Source organism: Nocardioides aestuarii (assembly GCF_039527245.1).
Classification (GTDB): Bacteria; Actinomycetota; Actinomycetes; order Propionibacteriales; family Nocardioidaceae; genus Nocardioides; species Nocardioides aestuarii.
Map to the genome: position 1 here is coordinate 1,011,045 of NZ_BAAAJT010000002.1, position 15,371 is coordinate 1,026,415.

Sequence of the window (15,371 nt, forward strand, 5' to 3'; positions counted from 1 at the left end):
GCCAGTCTGTCGAAACGGTGGTGACCCGTCACCACCGGTCGGTGACAATGGGGCCATGTCCGACCTGCCCCGCAAGGCCGCCGCGCGCACTGCCCGTCTCGCGGCCCTGCCGCTGGGCTACGCCGGGCGCCAGGCCGTCGGCCTCGGCAAGCGTCTCGGCGGCGCCCCGGCCGAGGCGGTCCTCACCGAGGTCCAGCAGCGGACGGCCGAGCAGCTGTTCCGCACCCTCGGCGAGCTCAAGGGCGGGGCGATGAAGTTCGGCCAGGCGCTCAGCGTGCTCGAGGCCGCGCTGCCGGAGGAGGTCGCGGCGCCCTACCGCGACCAGCTGACGGCGCTGCAGGACTCCGCGCCGCCGATGCCGACCCAGACCGTGCGCGAGCAGCTCGCGCTCTCGCTCGGCGACGACTGGAAGCAGCGGCTGCCGTGGCTCGACGGCGCCCCGGCCGCGGCCGCCAGCATCGGCCAGGTCCACCGCGGGACCTGGCAGGACGGCCGCGACGTCGCCGTCAAGGTCCAGTACCCCGGCGCCGGTGAGGCGCTCCTCTCCGACCTGCGGCAGCTCGCCCGGGTCGCGCGCGGCATCGCCCCGGTCTTCCCCGGCATCGACATCAAGCCGCTCGTCGAGGAGGTCCAGGCGCGGGCGGCCGAGGAGCTCGACTACACCCTCGAGGCCGACGCCCAGCGCACCTACGCCGCCGCGTTCCGCGACGACCCCGACGTCGTCGTCCCCGACGTGGTCGACGTCGGCGACCAGGCGCTGATCACCGAGTGGCTCGAGAGCCCGCACTCGCTCTCCCACGTCATCCGCGAGGGCACCCAGGCCGAGCGCGACCACTACGGCCGGCTGTTCGTGACGTTCCTGTTCGAGGGCCCGCGGCGTACGGGCATGCTCCACGCCGACCCCCACCCCGGCAACTACCGCGTCCTCCCCCACGAGGACGGCTCCCCGGGCCGGATCGGCGTCCTCGACTTCGGTGCCGTCGCCCGACTGCCCGAGCGGGGGCTGCCGTCGGCGATGGGTCGCCTGATCCGGATCGCCTCCGACAGCACCGCCGACGAGCTCGTCGCCGAGCTGCGCCGCGAGGGCTTCATCAAGGACAGGATCCAGGTCGACCCCCAGCTCGTCCTCGACTACCTCTCACCCTTCATCGAGCCGACCCGCCACGACACGTTCCGGTTCACCCGCGTGTGGATGCGCGAGCAGTTCGAGCGGATCAACAACCCGCGCAACCCGTCGTTCACGGTCGCGACCAAGCTCAACCTGCCGACGTCCTACCTGCTGATCCACCGCACCTGGCTGGGCGGGCTCGGGGTCCTCTCCCAGCTCGAGGCCGAGGCCCCCTTCCGCGCGATCATGGAGCAGCACCTCCCCGGCTTCGCCGAAGGCTGAGTCGTGGGTTGGTGACCTGCGAGTCGCGCGCTCGTGACACCGAACGCGTCACCAATGCGCGACTCGACGGTCACAAGTCCGCGACTCACCCTTGGGCGGGGACCTCGAACTCGCCGAGGCGGTCCCAGTGGTCGCCCTCCATCTGCTGGTTGCGGATCCAGGGCGTCTCGCGGAGGTACTGCGGGAGGTCGGCCTGGGCCTGCTTGAAGTGGGCGGAGGTGACGTGGGCCTCGGCGGCGTCGTCCTGGAACCCCTCGATGAGGACGTACTCGGTGGGGTCCTCGACGTTGCGCGACCACTCGAAGAACAGGTTGCCCGGCTCGCTCCGGGTGCCCTCGGTCAGGCCGCGGGCCAGCTCGGGCCAGTCGTCGGCGTGCTCGGGCTTCACGGGGAACCTCACGCAGATGAAGATCATGGCGCCACCCTGCCACGCGTCCCCAGAGGGCCGGTGAGGTCGAGGTGCATGACGTGCAGGCCGACGTAGCCGTGCTCACGTGAGTCGTACGCCGCGGGGACGGTGCCGATCGTGACGAACCCGAGCGAGTGCCACAGCGCCACGGCGGCCGTGTTGGTCTCGACGACGGCGTTGAACTGGATCGCGCGGAAGCCCTGCTCGCGGTGCCACGCGACGACGTGCTCGCCGAGCCGTCGCCCGACGCCGCGACCTCGCGCCTGCGGCGAGACCATGAACGACGCGGTACCGACGTGGGCACCGCGGCCACCCCGGTTGGGCCCCATCTTGGCCGTGCCCAGCAGCACCCCGTCCTCCTCGAGCACGACGGTGCGGCCGGGCGGCCGCTCCATCCAGAGCGCCGCGGCCTCCTGCGAGGTCAGGTCCTCGGGGAAGGCGTAGGTCTCGCCGGCTGCGACGGTCTCGCGGAAGATCGGCCAGATCCGCTCCCAGTCGCCCTCGACGGCCTCCCGGATCGTCATTGCGGATTCCTCCCCGTGATGCAGTACGCCGCGCCGGTCGGGTCGGTCAGCACGGTCCACTCGTCGAAGGTCGCCACCACGCGGGCTCCCAGCGCCTCGTGGCGCGCGGTCTCGGCGGCAACGTCCGAGGCGGCGAGGTCGAGGTGGGCACGGACCTCGCCGAGCGGCTCGGCGAGGCGCTGGACGAGGAGGTGGAGCGGTTCGCCGTCGGGACGGCGCAGGCGGTGGAACTCGGGGTGCCCCGGCGACCCGGCGAGCTCGCGCCCGGTCAGGGCGTGCCAGAAGGTGAGCTCGCGGTCGTGCAGCTGAGCCGGCACGTCGAGGCAGACCTGGTCGACCGACGAGCGGTGGCCACCCGGCCAGGAGGATGCCGGCGCCGGCGTCGAGGCAGGGTGGGTCACGAGGCAGAACGGGAAGCCGCCGGGCGAGCGGAGCACGACGTAGCCCAGGTCGGCGATCTCGCGCGCGCCGAGCGACACCGCGCGGTCGGCCGCCGCACGGGGGTCGTCGACGTGGAGGTCGAGGTGGAGCCGGGAGCGGCCAGACGCCAGCCGCTGCACGCGCAGGTGGTCGTCGCCCGCGGGCGGGAGGAGCGTGACGAACTCCCCGGCCTCGCCCCGGACCGGCGACACCGACCACCCGGTGGCGGCCTGCCAGAAGCCGAGCCCGTCGGCGTGCGACTCGGCGGCCAGGTCGAGGAACGCCGAGGTCCAGAAGGGCCTCACTCGACGGGAGCGCAGTCGTGGCCGCAGCCGTCACCCTCGACCGGCCCGTCGGCGTGGTGGGCGGGCCGGTGAAGCACGGCCGTGGCCGGCGTGAACACGATGTCGTCGTCGCTCGCGGTCGCCGTGCCGTCGACGAGCAGCGTGTAGCCGCGCGCGACCGGCGGTGGGAAGAGCAGCGTCGCCGTCGGGTTCGCCGCGAGGTTGCCGGCCGAGCCGCGGCTGGGCTGGCAGCGCAGGACGCCGTCGGCCAGCGTCGGCTCGACGGTCACGGCCTTCACCCGGCCGTCCGCGCCGGCGGTCAGCAGGTAGCCCGGCCCGCGGTCCGCGAGCGCGTCATCCAGGGCGGAGATCTCGACGGGGATGCTCACACCGCGAGGATAGGCCGCGACCGGTGGTCAGTGCCCGAGCAGTCCACGCACGTACGCCGCCTGCCCGAGGTGCTGGCTGAGGTCGTTGACGACGCTGACCAGCCGGACCCCGAGCGTGACCGGCGGGTCCCACCGCTCGTCGACGACCCGGTCGAGCTCGGCGGCGTCGAGGCCCGACAACCACGGCGACATCCGGGCGTGGACCGCGGCGGCGTACTCGGCGAGCAGCTCGCCCGGCGCCTGCACCAGGGCCACCTGCTCCGAGCTGTGGCCGTAGCCGATCTCGCGGTCGTCGAAGGGCAGGCCGAACCGCTCGGTGTAGCCACCCTCGACGTAGACCTGCGGCTGGTCGGACACCGCCGCGACGTGGTCGTCGTAGACACGGGTCAGGTGCCAGACCAGCCACCCGATCGGATTCGCGTCGGGCGTCGGCCGGTGGCCGAGCTCGTCGGACGAGAGGCCGTCGAGGACGGCCGGCACTCCCTCGGCGACGCGGCCGAGGGCATCGGTGAGCAGCTGGCCTGGAGTCATGCCGTCGACGGTAGTCCTGCGCCCGGAACGACACGTCCACGGTTTTGCAACCTTCCTCCCCCCGTTCGCGTCTGGGAGGCGATGGAATGGAGGTGCAGCCGATGGGCAGCACGCACGCACTCGCGGGGACGGGGGTGACCATGGCGATCGGACAGTCCGACCGGGCCACGGGCAAGGACGCCGACTTCGCGGCGTACATGCAGGCGCGCCAGGCGAGCCTGCTCCGCACCGCCTACCTGCTCACCGGCGACCGCCACACGGCCGAGGACCTCACCCAGACCGCCTTCGCCAAGCTCTACCTCGCCTGGGACAAGGTCCGCGACCAGGGCTCGATCGACGGCTACGTCCGCCGGATCGTGGTCAACGAGCACAACTCGCTGTGGCGGCGGGCGTGGAAGCGTCGCGAGCTCAGCTCCGACCAGCTGCCCGAGCACCCGCACCACGACGACTACGACTCCGGGGTGGGCCGTGAGCTGTGGGACCTCGTGCAGACCCTGCCCAAGAAGGCCCGTGCCGTCGTCGTGCTGCGCTACTACGAGCAGCTGTCGGAGGCCGAGACCGCCGAGGTGCTCGGCATCTCCGTCGGCACCGTGAAGTCCCAGGCCAGCCGCGCCCTCGCCGCGCTGCGCGACCGGGCACCCGAGACACTGAACCCGAACGAGACCTCCGGGGAGGAGGACCGATGAACGACGAGCTCACCGACCGGCTGAGCCGGCAGCTGCACGACCAGGTCGACGGCTGGCACGACACCCCGCTCACCCTCGAGGGCGTGCAGGGCCGGGCCCGCACGATCCGCCGTCGCCGGCGGGCGATGACCTCCGGCGTCGTCGCCGCGGCCGTCCTCGCCGTCGCTGTCCCGGCCGGGATCGGACTCTCCTCGCGGACCGACTCCACGCCCGACTTCACCAACCCCAGCCCCACCGAGGCCGTCGAGGAGCAGCCCAGCGCGATCGGCCTTCCCTATCTCGAGGGCCGCACGCTGGTCCTGCCGAGCGGCGAGGAGCGCCAGCTCCCCGGGCGCTACGACGGCGCCGTCGTCCTGGGCGACACCGTGCTGGCCGTGGCCCAGGACCGGGAGACCGGCGAGGCGCGGCTGGTGCACGAGGACGGCAGCGAGGTGCCCCTCGCGACGACGACCCTCGCCACCAACAGCGACGCGTCCGCCGTCGCCTACGTCCGGGCCGACGACCACGTCGTGGTCGAGTCGTTCGACGGCGCGGTCTTCGACCTCGGCGAGCAGCGGGCGAACCTCTCGCCGGTCTCCCTCGTGGGCGGCCCGGACTGCTCGGCTCCTGGCTCGTGCGCGGTGTGGGTCAACCGCGGCGAGGGAGGCTTCGAGGTCGTCCAGAACGGCGGTCCCCGGGTCGAGCCCCCTCCTGGGGTGAAGGTCCAGGACGTGGCGACCGACGGCCGCGTCTCCGTCGTCACCCGCGCCGAGCCGATCGACGGCGGGAGCTGCAGCGCCGTCTTCGACGGCGTCGCGACCGACGCCGACTCGTGCACCCTCACCTACGGACGGTTCTCCCCCGACGGGGCCCACCTCAGCGCCGGTCCTGCCGACGAGGACGGCGCCGGCGCCAGCTTCGTCGCGATCCTTCAGGCCGACGGCGAGGAGGTCGTCCGGTTCGAGCCCGGTCGCGGCGGCTTCGTCTTCAGCAGCACGTGGGAGGACAGCACCCACCTGCTGGTCACGACCTACGACTACGAGAAGGGCTGGAGCGTCGTACGGCTCGGCACCGACGGCACCCGGGAGGTCGTGCTCGGCCCGAGACCGCGCGGCGACGACGTCACCCCGGCGTACGGCGTGCTCGGCCCGACCGGCTGAGCGCGGGTGGACGTCAGTTCCACACGAACCCGGCCAGCACCTCGTCGACGAGCTGCTCCTCCTCGGCGCGCGCCGAGCCGCCGTGGAACGCGATGCCGACGATCGTCGCCCGACCCCTGTGGCCGGCCCCGTACTCGTAGGTGGCCGGGAGGTCGGGGAGCCGGCGCAGCAGCTGGTAGGCCGGTTCACCGCCCAGCTCGGCGTCGTAGGTCACGTCGATCTCGCCGGGGTCGTAGCTCTCGGCCGACAGCCGGGCCAGGGCCGGGGAGAACGCGGAGTGCGTCGCGGAGGGGTAGCAGTGAGCAAGGGTGCGGAGCAGGCACGGTTCGAGCAGGCGCTCGACGGGCAGGACCATGCCGTGATCTCACGCGCGGCGCGCGACTGGAGCACCGCCGCCGAGAAGTTGCGCTACGTGGCGACCCGCCTGCGCGACCAGGCGACGCAGGCACCCGACGTGTCGGAGAAGACCGGTCCGCGGATGGCCGAAGCCTTCCACACGTCGGCCGACGCCATGGACCTCAAGGCCGGCGATCTCGACGACGGCAGCCGGGCCCTGTCGCGCGCCGCCGACAGGCTCCGGCTGGCCCAGGAGGACCGGGCCAAGCTCAAGCCCCTCGACGACCCGGGCCTCTACACCGGCCCGAGCCAGCCGAGGACGAAGGAAGAGGTCCGCGCCAGGTCGGAGCACGACGCGGCCGTGGGCACCTACGAGCGCAACAAGCGGTTCAACGAAGAGCTCTCGCGAGGCCACAACGAGGCGATGGACACCCAGAACCGCGAGTCGACAGCGGTGATGAAGCGCATCCACGGCGAGCCCGACCCGGTCCCGCAGCCCGCGGTTCCCTCCGGCAGCGGGCCCGGCGGCCGAGCCACGACGACGACGGGAGCCGGCGCCACCGGGGGCACCGGAGGGAGCGGGGGCACCGACCAGGGCTCCGCAGGCCAGACCACCGGTGAGACCGGGACAACGGGCACGAACAGCACGAACGGCACGACGACCACCACTCCCGGAGCGACCGGCACGCCCCAGGGCACCGTGGCCGGTGGCAGCACCGGCGCCACCCCGGCCGTGGTCACCGGTACGACGCCCGCCGCCGCTTCGAGCGGCACGCTCGGCAGCAGCGCGGCCGGGGTGGCCGGCGCGGTCGGGGCCGGCGCGACCGGTGGTGCGAGCGGGGTGCTCGGCGGCGTACGCGGCGGGGCGCTGCCCGGCCCTACGTCGGCCGCGGCGACCTCCTCCAACGCACGCGCCATCGGCAGCACCAGCCGCACCGCCGCGACCCGCACCCTCGGCACCACCGGTGCCGCCGGCAGCACGACGCGCGCCGGCGCCGCCGGGTCGGCCGCCCGCGCCGGGGCGGCGGGATCGACCTCGACCCGCGCCACGAGCGGCCGCCGCTCGGGCACCACCGGTCGCGGCGGGCCTGCGGGTCGGGCCGGAGCGGTCGGCCAGGCCGGTGCGCGCGGTCAGGCAGCGAAGGCCGGTGACGGGAAGGGCACCTCGGGCTCCCGCGGGAGCGCCGGCGCCGCCGGGGCGAGCGGTCGCGGCGGTCGCAAGCGCGAGGAGGAGGGCGTCACGATGACCCACCTCGTCGACGACCACGACTGGCTCGACGACGAGGACGCCGCCCCGTCCGTCCTGGACTGAGGGGCAGCCCTCAGACGAGGACCTCGGTCACCGGCTGGCTGGAGTCGGCGGGCAGGTCGAGGGACGACGGCCGACGCCCGCGGGCGACCATCTCGGCGCCGAGCGCCGCCACCATGGCGCCGTTGTCGGTGCACAGCCCCGGGCGCGGCACGCGCACCCGGATCCCCATCGACGACGCCCGTTCCTCGGCGAGCGCCCGGAGCCGGGAGTTGGCGGCGACCCCGCCGCCGATCAGCAGGTCCTCGATGCCCTGGTCGCGGGCGGCGTCGAGCGCCTTGCGGGTCAGCACGTCGCAGACCGCCTCCTGGAAGGAGGCCGCGACGTCCGCGACCGGGACCGGCTCGCCGGTGCGCTCGCGCATCTCGACCCACCGGGCGACGGCGGTCTTGAGGCCGGAGAAGGAGAAGTCGAACCGGTGTCGCTCGAGGTCACGACGGGAGGTCAGACCGCGTGGGAAGTCGATGGCGACCGTGTCTCCCTCGCGCGCGGCGCGGTCGATGTGGGGGCCACCGGGGAACGGCAGGCCGAGCAGCCGGGCGACCTTGTCGAAGGCCTCGCCGGCCGCGTCGTCGATCGTCGAACCGAGCGGCTCCACGCCGACGGTGACGTCCTCGACCCGCAGCAGGCTGGAGTGGCCGCCCGAGACGAGCATCGCCAGGCACGGCTCGGGCAGCGGCCCGTGCTCGAGCTGGTCGACCGCGACGTGGGAGGCGAGGTGGTTGACGCCGTAGAGCGGCTTGCCGAGCCCCAGCGCCAGCGCCTTCGCCGCCGCGACCCCGACCAGCAGCGCACCCGCGAGACCCGGGCCGCTCGTCACCGAGATCGCGTCGACGTCGTGGGGGCTGATCCCGGCGGTGTCGCAGGCACGCTCGATGGTCGGCACCATCGCCTCGAGGTGGGCCCGGCTCGCGACCTCGGGCACGACGCCCCCGAAGCGCGCGTGCTCGTCGACGCTGCTCGCCACCGCGTCGGCCAGCAGCTCGTGGCCGCGCACGATGCCGACGCCGGTCTCGTCGCAGGAGGTCTCGATCCCGAGCACGAGGGGTGCGTCCATGGAGCACATCATCACCCACGACAATGGGGCCGTGCGCAGCGTGGGGGTGGATGAGCTGGTCGACGTCCCGTTCGTCCGCCACCAGGTCGACCCGTCGCTCGTCGAGGGCGCGTGGCGGTCGGGGGACGCGGCCGTGGTCCTCGCGCGCCGCCTGCTGCCCGGCGGCCCCGTGCTCGCCGTCCACGGCTTCGGCGACGCCGCCGACCTCGCGCCGCTGCTGGAGCGGCTGGCCGCGCGCGGCGTACGGCCCGACCGCGTGATGGTCGACGCCGACGCCGCAGTGGTCCCGGACGCCTGGCCGCTGACCGAGCTGCGGTCGTGGCACTGGATGCTCACGACGCGGCCGGCTCCGGCCCCCGAGGCCGACGTGGAGGTCGTGGCCGACGAGGCGGACGTCGCCGCCCTGCTCGACCGGGTCTCACCCGACTCCCTGGCTCGCCCCGGAACGCCGGGCATCGAGGCGTGGCTCGGCATCCGCCACGACGGAGCGCTGGTCGCGACCGGCGGGGTGCTGCGGCAGCCGGACGGCACCGGCCACGTCCGGGCCGTGGCCGTCGATCCCGCCCACCGCGGTCGCGGGCTGGGCCGCGACGTCTCCCGCGCGGTCACCCGGGCCGCGATGGCCGACACCGGGGTCTGCTCCCTCGGCGTCTACACCGACAACGACCCGGCGCTGCGGATCTACGGCGACCTGGGCTACGCCGTGGCCCACACGTTCCGCTCGGGCCCGGTCAACGGCAGCACCATGACCAGCGCCGCGGCCCCGTCACGGTAGTAGCGCGGACGACGGTCGAGCTCGGTGAAGCCGCGGGCGGCGTAGAAGGCCTGCGCCCCCTCGTTGTCCTCCCGGACCTCCAGCAGCATCCGCTCCGCCTCCCCGGACACCGCGACACCGGCGTCGAGCAGGAGCGTCGCCACGCCCGTACGACGCAGCGCCGGGTCGACCGCGATCCGCTGGAGCTCGGCGACGTCGGCGGCGACGCTGACCACCGCGTAGCCCGCGACACTGCCTGCCACGCGCGCGACGAGGTAGTGGACGGTCGGGAGGCGGCCGCCGATGCCGTCCTCGACCAGGCGGCGGGACCAGGCGTCGGGGCCGAGCGCGATCTCCTCGAGGCGGGCGACGTCGTCGACGTCGTCGACGTGTGCGGGCCCGACGACGGCGCCGTCCAGGGGAACGGTCACGAGGCCGGCTTGCGGGGACCGGGCGCGACCGCGTCGGGGCGGCGCAGGTAGAGCGGTTCGGGATCGGTCAGCTCTGCCCGCTCGCCCAAGACGGTGCGCGCGAGCCAGCCCGCGGACGGCCGCTGCGGGCCGACCGCCGTCGGGAACGAGTCGGGATAGAGCAGCGCACCCTCGCCGACGACCTGCGCCTGCGTCGCGAGGTCGGCCGGCCGGTCGACGACCGGGCCGGCCATCCGGCGGCCCTCCTCGTCGTAGGAGGCGAGGTAGACCTCCTTGCGCCGGGCATCGGTGGCGACCACGAAGTCGCCGATCACGGCGCCGGTGTCGACAGCCTCGACCGCCAGGACGTCCAGCGTGCACACGCCGTAGACCGGGATCTCGAGCACGTGGGCGAGCGTCCGGGCCGTGACCAGACCGACCCGCAGGCCGGTGAAGGGTCCGGGGCCGGTGCCGACCGCGATGGCGGTGAGGTCCTGGCGTACGACGCCGGCGTCGACCAGGCAGCGCTCGACGAGCGGGGCGAGCTGCTCGCCGTGCTTCATCGTCAGCTCGCTGGTGTGCTCGACGACGACGTCGGTGCCGTCGTGGAGGGCGACGGTGACCGTCGGGGTCGCGGTGTCGAAGGCGAGCAGCACGACGGTCAGGGTAGTCGCGGGTGGCTCAGCGACCCCGCAGCACCCGCACCAGGTGGGCGTCGATGGCCGAGAGGTTTCCGTGGTCGTCGGCCGGGTCCCACCACGCCAGCGCGTCGACGTCGCCGCCAGGTGCCATGCCCGAGTCCTCCGGGAGCGTGGTCCGGTAGAGCGCGACCCGCTTGATGAAGCGCTCGTGGCCGTACTGGATCGTCGCGACGCCGGCGAACTCGGGCTCGGCGGGGTCGGTGCCGGTGACGAGCCGGAACTGGTCGACGACCGCCGCCCGCGGCGACTCGTGGTCGCGCAGCCGGGCCAGCGGCAGCTCCCACTCGGCGCTGCGCGGGTTGTGGACGAGCAGCGCCCGGTCGCCGTGCTCGGCCACCAGGATCGACATCGTGAGCGGCACGTCGCGGTCGAGGTCGTGGAGGTCGCCCTCGTCGCAGGCCCAGAAGTCGACGAGCAGGGTCTCGTCGGGCTTCTGGGCCAGCGGCGGCCGCTGGGAGTCGGGGACCACGAGCTCGTACCAGCGGGGACCCACCGGCGTCATGAGGACCCGGCGGGGGTCGAGCCCCCCCGGATCAGCAGCGGGGTCCTCGTCGTGGGCGAGCGCCCGGATGACCCGCAGCTCGAGGCGGGAGTCCGCCAGCCCCTCGGCGATACCCTCGCCCCACTCGACCACCGTCACCGCGTCGTCGAGCGACGCGTCGAGGTCGAGGTCGTCGAGCTCGTCGATGCCGCCGAGCCGGTAGGCGTCGACGTGGACCAGCGACGGCCCGGCCACCAGCGACGGGTGGACCCGGGCGATCACGAAGGTCGGCGACGTGATGCCGCCGCGGACCTGCAGCCCCGCGCCGATCCCCTGGGTCAGCGTCGTCTTGCCGGCCCCGAGCTCGCCGCTAAGCACCACCAGGTCGCCGGCGCGCAGCTGCGTGGCGAGGCTGGCGCCGAGGTCGCGCATCGCGTCGGCGTCGGGGACGTCGAAGAGGAAGGTGTTGAGCGGTCGGCGCAGCTCGACGTTGGGCTCGTCGCGGCGTACCTCCCGGAAGCCGCGGCGCTCCCAGAAGCCGACGGTCTTCGGCAGCTCGAGCCGGGCCACGACGGTGAGGTCGTCGAAGTCCTGGGACTCCTCGACGGCCGCGGCGATCAGGCGCGCGGCGATGCCGTGCCCCTGGACCTCGGGGCGTACGCCGAAGCGCCGGATGTACATGGTCGTGCCGACCGGGTCGAGCACCAGCCCACCCACCGGCTCGCCGTCGAGGGTCGCGATCAGGCCGCCGCGGTGGCCGAGCAGCTCGGCCAGCGAGTCGGCCGACTCGGTCAGCGTGGCCGCAGGCGGGTCGAGCGGCGGCCGCGCCTCGAAGGCGGGACGGATCGTCTCCAGCAGCAGCTCGGCGTCGTCGGGTCCGATCGGGCGGACCTCCACCAGTCCCTCGCTCACCGGTGGGTCACCCGCTCCCCCGCGGCCGCCAGCAGCTGGTCGAGGGCGGCGTTGACCTGTTCGTGGCGCTCGAGGATGACCATGTGGCCGGCGCCCTCGCACTCGAGCAGGGTCGAGCCCTCGATGCGCGACTGGAGCTTGCGGCTGTGGCCGATGGCGGTGAGCCGGTCGCCGGTGCCGCAGACGATCGAGACAGGGACGGACGACAGGGCGGCGACGGTCTCGAACTTGTCGAGGGACCCGAAGGACGGGAAGAACTCGGCGATCACCTCGAACGGTGTCTCCGACAGCATCTGGTCGACGAACGTCACATAGCTCTCGGGCACGTCGTCGCCGAAGGCGAAGAGGTCGGTCGCGACGGTGGCGACGGCCCGGCTGGCGCGCCGGAGCACGTCGACCGTGCGGTGGCCACGGCCGAGGAAGGCGACGCCGCGCAGCGCGAGGGTGCTGCCGATCGTCCGCGGCAGCACGGGGGCGAAGAGCCGGTGCGGCTCGAGCCCACCGGCCGTCGTGGAGATCAGCCCGACGCCGACGATCTTGCTGCCGAACAGCTCGGGATGGGCCTCGGCCAGGGCGATGATGCTCATCCCGCCCATCGAGTGACCGACGAGGACCACCGGCCCCTCCGTGACGTCGTCGAGGACCTGGAGCAGGTCGCGACCGAGCTGGTCGATCGTCGCGTGGCCGTCGGTCGTGCGGCCCGAGCGGCCGTGGGACCGCTGGTCGTAGTAGACCGCGCGGACCAGACCCCGGTAGCCGGCGCGCTGGAAGTGCCAGCAGTCGAGGTTGAGGGCGTAGCCGTGGACGAAGACGACGGTCACCGGGGCGCCCCGGCCGTCGGGCTCGTCGACCTCGACGTGGAGCGGGACGCCGTCGCTGGCCACGACGGTCACCGGCGTCGACCGCAGCGACCCGAGTCCGGCCTCGTCGCCGGCGCCACGCCGGGCGATGACGCGCCGTTGGCGCGCGACCCCGATCGCGGTTCCCGCGGCAGCGACACCGGCCGCGGAGGCGGCGATCCCGAGGACCCTGCGGCGGACGCTCATGCGTTGCTCCCTCTGGTCGACTCGTCGACCCAGCCCCGGCGGAACCGACCGCCGATCCGGCTGACGATCTCGTAGCTGATGGTGTCGCACCACTCCGCCCACTCCTGGGCGGTCGGCTCGCCGAGCAGGCCGGTGCCGAACAGCCAGGCCTCGTCGCCCGGCTCGGCGTGGTCGTCGCCGAGGTCGACGACGAACTGGTCCATGCAGACCCTGCCGCGGACCGGCCGCCGCTTGCCGCGGACCAGCACCTCGGCGCGGTTGCCCGCGTGGCGCGGCACGCCGTCGGCGTACCCGACCGGGACCAGCCCGAGCGTGGTCGGACGGTCGGCCGTCCAGGTGTGGCCGTAGGAGACGGACTCGCCGGCGGCGACGCGCTTGACCATCGCGAGCCGGGCCACCGCCCCCATGGCAGGCAGCAGGCCCGGGCGGTGGGCGGTCCGCAGGTCGGGGCTGCGGCCCGGCGCCGGGTCGAGGCCGTAGGACGCCAGGCCGAGGCGCACCAGGTCGTAGCGCGCCGCGGGACGCAGCAGCGCGGCCGCGGAGTTGGAGAGGTGGCGGACCTCGGGGCTCAGCCCCGCGGCGGCGGCCAGCGCGAGGGCGTCGTCGAAAGCCGCCTGCTGGGCGTCGTTGGCGGGGTGGTCGGGCTCGTCGCTGCACGCGAAGTGGGACCACACACCCGTGACCCGGATCCGCCCGGCGCGCTCCTCGTCGGCGCACCGCCGGAAGAGCTCCTCCCACTCCCCGCGCGGCGCGCCGCCGCGGGAGAGGCCGGTGTCGACCTTGACCTGCACCCTCGCGGCACGCCCGGCCGCCGCGGCGACGACCTCCGCGAGCTCGGCCCGCGAGTAGACCGTGACGTCGACGTCGGCCTCGATGGCGGCGGCGTGGTCCTCGCCCGGGACGGTGAGCCAGCAGAGCACCCGGCCCGTGTCACCCGCGGCGCGCAGCGCGAGCGCCTCGTCGATCGTCGCGACCCCGAGCCAGGTCGCGCCGCCCTCGCGGGCCGCCTGCCCCGCGGGCGCCAGCCCGTGGCCGTAGCCGTCGGCCTTGACCACTGTCATGACCGGCACCCCGGCGTGCTGGCGCAGCAGCGCGACGTTGTGACGGATCGCCGGCAGCTCGACCACGATGTCTGCCCGGCCACGTGTCACGCGGGTGATTCTTCCATCCCCGGGTCGAGCACCCGGCGCACCGTCTCGGGGAGTGCGCGGGCGACGTCGCCGGCGGTCAGCGGCCCGCCGCCGCTCGCGAGGGTCGCCGCCGCCCCGTGGAGCCAGCTGCCGGCCGACGCGGCGTCGTACGGCGAGAGGCCGGAGGCGAGCAGCGCACCGATGACACCGGCCAGCACGTCACCGGCGCCGGCAGTCGCCAGCCACGGGACCCCGGTGGTCGTCGCCCGGACCGGGCCGGCGGGGTCCGCGACGAGCGTGTGGCGGCCCTTCAGCAGCACCACGGCGCCGTAGTGGTCCGCGGCGGCCCGGGCGTGGTGGAGCGGTCGGGCCTCGACGTCGGCACGGTCGGCACCGGTCATGGCCGCGAGCTCGCCGGCGTGGGGGGTGAGGACGGCCGGGACGCCGAACGGAGCATCGACGTGGGCCAGGGCATCCGCGTCGACGACGAGGGCCACGCCGTCCGCGAGCGCCGCCGCCAGCGCCTCCCCGGCCGCGTCGCCCCCGCCCGGGCCGACGACCCACGCCTGGACCCGCCCCTCCCCCACGACCTCGGGGTGGTCGGCGCGGACGCCGTCGGCCGCGTCGCCGACGAAGCGGACCATCCCGGCCAGGCCGCAGGACGCGCCGGCGACGGCCAGCCGCGCGGCGCCCGGATAGTGCGCCGAGCCGGCGCGCACGCCGACGACCCCGCGGGTGTACTTGTGGGCGTCGCTCGCCGGCCGCGGCAGCAGGCCCCGTACGTCGGCGGGCTGGAGGGCCTCGACGGCCGGCTCGGGCAGCGCGAGGCCGAGGTCGACGAGGTGGACCACGCCACAGGCGGCGCTCGCGGGGTCGACGAGGTGGGCGACCTTGTGGGTGCCGAACGTGACGGTGAGCGCGGCCTCGACGTGCGGCCCGTCGAGCTCGCCGGTGTCGACGTCGACGCCGCTCGGGATGTCCACCGCGACCACGGGAACGCCGTCGAGGTGCCGCAGCGCCGCCACGGCCCCGTCCCGGAGACCGGGGCGACCGCCGATGCCGACGATGCCGTCGAGGGCGAGGTCGGCGCCGTGGTCGGGGTGCGGCTCGGCCACCCGTCCCCCGGCCGCACGCAGTGCCGTCAGGCCGGCCTCGTGCGCCCGGTCGGCGACCAGCCACGCCTCCACGGCCGCACCGCGGCGCGCGAGCATCGCCCCGGCCCACAGCGCGTCACCGCCGTTGTCGCCCGGACCGATCAGGAGCACCACGCGGCGCCCGTAGGCGCCGTCGAGCAGGTCGATGACGGCGTGGGCCAGGCCCGCGGCGGCGCGCTGCATCAGAGCCCCCTCGGGCAACCGGGCCAGCAGCTCCCCCTCCGCTGCCCGCACCTGCTCCACCGTGTGCGCCCGCCGCATGGGTCCCACGCTAGCGCCGTCGTACCCGACCTCAGCGTCGTGATCCGG

The 15,371-nt window shown here is 74.6% G+C and carries 18 protein-coding genes; 5 read left to right on the forward strand and 13 right to left on the reverse strand.

Annotated features, from left to right (window positions below; genetic code table 11):
- Positions 1-55: 55 nt before the first annotated feature.
- Positions 56-1,390: an ABC1 kinase family protein gene (locus ABD091_RS05165; RefSeq protein WP_343916081.1), complete on the forward strand. Its 1,335-nt coding sequence runs from the start codon at positions 56-58 to the stop codon at positions 1,388-1,390.
- Between the two features lie 85 nt (positions 1,391-1,475).
- On the opposite strand, the gene ABD091_RS05170 is transcribed toward ABD091_RS05165, so the two are convergent.
- Genes ABD091_RS05170 through ABD091_RS05190 form a run of 5 tightly spaced genes read right to left on the reverse strand, consistent with a single transcriptional unit; the run spans position 1,476 to position 3,947 of the window.
- Complete coding sequence (locus ABD091_RS05170) at positions 1,476-1,805, reverse strand: putative quinol monooxygenase (protein WP_343916082.1); 330 nt, start codon at positions 1,803-1,805, stop codon at positions 1,476-1,478.
- On the reverse strand, positions 1,802-2,323 hold the full coding sequence (locus tag ABD091_RS05175) for a GNAT family N-acetyltransferase (RefSeq protein WP_343916083.1): 522 nt from the start codon (positions 2,321-2,323) through the stop codon (positions 1,802-1,804). Before ABD091_RS05175 ends, ABD091_RS05170 begins: the two co-directional genes overlap by 4 nt.
- Positions 2,320-3,048, reverse strand: a complete 729-nt coding sequence (locus ABD091_RS05180; protein ID WP_343916085.1) for a VOC family protein — start codon at positions 3,046-3,048, stop codon at positions 2,320-2,322. The genes ABD091_RS05175 and ABD091_RS05180 overlap by 4 nt, the downstream gene beginning before the upstream one ends.
- Positions 3,045-3,416: a pyridoxamine 5'-phosphate oxidase family protein gene (locus ABD091_RS05185; protein ID WP_343916086.1), complete on the reverse strand. Its 372-nt coding sequence runs from the start codon at positions 3,414-3,416 to the stop codon at positions 3,045-3,047. The genes ABD091_RS05180 and ABD091_RS05185 overlap by 4 nt, the downstream gene beginning before the upstream one ends.
- Positions 3,417-3,443: 27 nt before the next feature.
- The gene (locus tag ABD091_RS05190) at positions 3,444-3,947 is read right to left on the reverse strand and encodes a mycothiol transferase (protein ID WP_343916088.1); all 504 of its coding nucleotides are present in this window, start codon (positions 3,945-3,947) and stop codon (positions 3,444-3,446) included.
- Between the two features lie 101 nt (positions 3,948-4,048).
- Here ABD091_RS05190 and ABD091_RS05195 point away from each other — a divergent pair, with 101 nt between their 5' ends.
- Positions 4,049-4,633, forward strand: a complete 585-nt coding sequence (locus tag ABD091_RS05195; RefSeq protein WP_343916090.1) for a SigE family RNA polymerase sigma factor — start codon at positions 4,049-4,051, stop codon at positions 4,631-4,633.
- The gene (locus tag ABD091_RS05200) at positions 4,630-5,772 is read left to right on the forward strand and encodes a hypothetical protein (protein ID WP_343916092.1); all 1,143 of its coding nucleotides are present in this window, start codon (positions 4,630-4,632) and stop codon (positions 5,770-5,772) included. The genes ABD091_RS05195 and ABD091_RS05200 overlap by 4 nt, the downstream gene beginning before the upstream one ends.
- A 13-nt stretch (positions 5,773-5,785) precedes the next feature.
- Here the strand turns inward: ABD091_RS05200 and ABD091_RS05205 are convergent, their stop codons facing one another.
- Positions 5,786-6,127, reverse strand: a complete 342-nt coding sequence (locus ABD091_RS05205; protein ID WP_343916094.1) for a hypothetical protein — start codon at positions 6,125-6,127, stop codon at positions 5,786-5,788.
- A 3-nt stretch (positions 6,128-6,130) separates the two neighbouring features.
- On the opposite strand from ABD091_RS05205, the gene ABD091_RS05210 reads away from it, so the two are divergent.
- Positions 6,131-7,420, forward strand: coding sequence for a hypothetical protein (locus ABD091_RS05210; RefSeq protein WP_343916096.1), 1,290 nt, complete (start codon positions 6,131-6,133; stop codon positions 7,418-7,420).
- Positions 7,421-7,430: 10 nt separating this feature from the next.
- On the opposite strand, the gene tsaD is transcribed toward ABD091_RS05210, so the two are convergent.
- The gene (gene tsaD, locus ABD091_RS05215; protein ID WP_343916098.1) at positions 7,431-8,474 is read right to left on the reverse strand and encodes a tRNA (adenosine(37)-N6)-threonylcarbamoyltransferase complex transferase subunit TsaD; all 1,044 of its coding nucleotides are present in this window, start codon (positions 8,472-8,474) and stop codon (positions 7,431-7,433) included.
- Between tsaD and ABD091_RS05220 the strand changes: the two genes are divergently transcribed.
- The gene (locus tag ABD091_RS05220) at positions 8,473-9,249 is read left to right on the forward strand and encodes a GNAT family N-acetyltransferase (RefSeq protein ID WP_343916100.1); all 777 of its coding nucleotides are present in this window, start codon (positions 8,473-8,475) and stop codon (positions 9,247-9,249) included. The genes tsaD and ABD091_RS05220 overlap by 2 nt on opposite strands.
- Here ABD091_RS05220 and rimI read toward each other — a convergent pair.
- Genes rimI through ABD091_RS05255 form a run of 6 tightly spaced genes read right to left on the reverse strand, consistent with a single transcriptional unit; the run spans position 9,171 to position 15,323 of the window.
- The gene (gene rimI / locus ABD091_RS05225; RefSeq protein WP_343916102.1) at positions 9,171-9,659 is read right to left on the reverse strand and encodes a ribosomal protein S18-alanine N-acetyltransferase; all 489 of its coding nucleotides are present in this window, start codon (positions 9,657-9,659) and stop codon (positions 9,171-9,173) included. The genes ABD091_RS05220 and rimI overlap by 79 nt on opposite strands.
- A complete protein-coding gene (gene tsaB, locus ABD091_RS05230; RefSeq protein WP_343916104.1) occupies positions 9,656-10,294 on the reverse strand; it encodes a tRNA (adenosine(37)-N6)-threonylcarbamoyltransferase complex dimerization subunit type 1 TsaB in 639 nt (212 codons plus the stop codon). The genes rimI and tsaB overlap by 4 nt, the downstream gene beginning before the upstream one ends.
- A 25-nt stretch (positions 10,295-10,319) precedes the next feature.
- Positions 10,320-11,732: a tRNA (adenosine(37)-N6)-threonylcarbamoyltransferase complex ATPase subunit type 1 TsaE gene (tsaE, locus tag ABD091_RS20220; protein WP_379189269.1), complete on the reverse strand. Its 1,413-nt coding sequence runs from the start codon at positions 11,730-11,732 to the stop codon at positions 10,320-10,322.
- A complete protein-coding gene (locus tag ABD091_RS05245) occupies positions 11,729-12,778 on the reverse strand; it encodes an alpha/beta fold hydrolase (protein WP_343916106.1) in 1,050 nt (349 codons plus the stop codon). Before ABD091_RS05245 ends, tsaE begins: the two co-directional genes overlap by 4 nt.
- Positions 12,775-13,929, reverse strand: coding sequence for an alanine racemase (alr, locus tag ABD091_RS05250; protein ID WP_343916108.1), 1,155 nt, complete (start codon positions 13,927-13,929; stop codon positions 12,775-12,777). Before alr ends, ABD091_RS05245 begins: the two co-directional genes overlap by 4 nt.
- Positions 13,926-15,323, reverse strand: coding sequence for a bifunctional ADP-dependent NAD(P)H-hydrate dehydratase/NAD(P)H-hydrate epimerase (locus ABD091_RS05255; protein ID WP_343916110.1), 1,398 nt, complete (start codon positions 15,321-15,323; stop codon positions 13,926-13,928). The genes alr and ABD091_RS05255 overlap by 4 nt, the downstream gene beginning before the upstream one ends.
- Positions 15,324-15,371 lie beyond the last annotated feature (48 nt).